Origin of the sequence: Levilactobacillus paucivorans (genome assembly GCF_001437125.1) — a bacterium.
Classification (GTDB): Bacteria; Bacillota; Bacilli; order Lactobacillales; family Lactobacillaceae; genus Levilactobacillus; species Levilactobacillus paucivorans.
Genome location: NZ_JQCA01000125.1, coordinates 1 through 1,234 on the forward strand (window position 1 = coordinate 1; position 1,234 = coordinate 1,234).

Genomic DNA, 1,234 nt, shown 5'->3' on the forward strand with positions numbered 1-1,234 from the left:
ATAGCTGATTCCAGGGAACAATTCTGCGCTCAAAACGTCACTCCCTCTAAACTGAACGGAAAACCGTAACCCGTCAACATTAAATTCATAAGGGTTAGGAGTTTTTTTGTTGAGTACACATGCTATTTATTTAAATGATTTGTTAGGTTTGTCTAACCTAGAAAATGTAAAAATTAAGTTTAATCAATGGAATACCGAAGAAGATCCAATAGACGTGTTTCAAGCGAATCCTGAGCTGATTAATAATCAATGGTTATTTTGGAGAAATCAGAAACGTTATTTTAATGTTAATGATGTTGCAATTAATTTGGTTAGAGTAAAGGGAGATATTTATCTTCTGACAACAGTTAAATTGGTTACGGAAGAGTTAGGTGTAATTCATGGAATAAATTATGCTGGAAAGGAATTAAAACGGTATCGTCCATTATATGGAAGGGTTTTAATTAAATATCATAAAGATTTCCAAGCTTCAGTTGTTAACGCGGAAAGTAAACTTGAAAAATTGGTTGTTTCTCAAGTTTTACCAGATGTATATAAGAATGATGGTTTTCCAGGTTATGATAGTGTATGCCTTTCATATCAGCAGTTAAAGTTGGTATTAGAAAAAAATAAAAGTGAGTGGATTACCGCTCTTTCAAATCAAAAAGCGGTATATTTAATTCGTGATGTATCTAATGGAAAGCTATATGTTGGTTCTGCAACTAGTAAAAACGGCATGCTTTTAGATAGATGGAGAAGCTACATTAGTAATGGTCACGGTGGGAATAAGTGCCTACAGGAGCTTATTAAAGAAGCTGGATTTGAATATGTGAAAAAGAATTTTCAATATTCAATATTAGAAAATTATAATTCAAGAGTGGATGATTCATTTATTTTGCGTCGTGAGTCTTGGTGGAAGAAAGTGTTTGATTCCAGAAATAAAAAATTTGGATACAATGAAAATTAGAATAATTTTCATTGGTTTATACACTGATTATAGGTAAAGGTATAGCCGTTTGAATGGCTAACTTCACAAAGTGGATTTTCTGATTTTTCGGGCGATTTTCACCTATACCAATCCCACATCGGCAATTTTCACAAAGGCCAAATAACGGATCGTTGTTTTATCAGGGGGTGAAGGGTTTACTTGGGATAAGTCGCCTTATGTGAAGTAGAAATTGGTATACTAAAAAAGGCTTCCGGTTTAACACTGGAGGCCTTTTTTCTAGGTTACATATTTTGAGGATGAATGTTT

At 33.4% G+C, this 1,234-nt stretch carries 1 protein-coding gene; it reads left to right on the forward strand.

All coding sequences use genetic code 11. The features are described from left to right. Window positions 1-109 precede the first annotated feature (109 nt). The gene (locus IV54_RS09290; protein WP_057879082.1) at window positions 110-946 is read left to right on the forward strand and encodes a GIY-YIG nuclease family protein; all 837 of its coding nucleotides are present in this window, start codon (window positions 110-112) and stop codon (window positions 944-946) included. The last annotated feature ends 288 nt before the right edge of the window (window positions 947-1,234 follow it).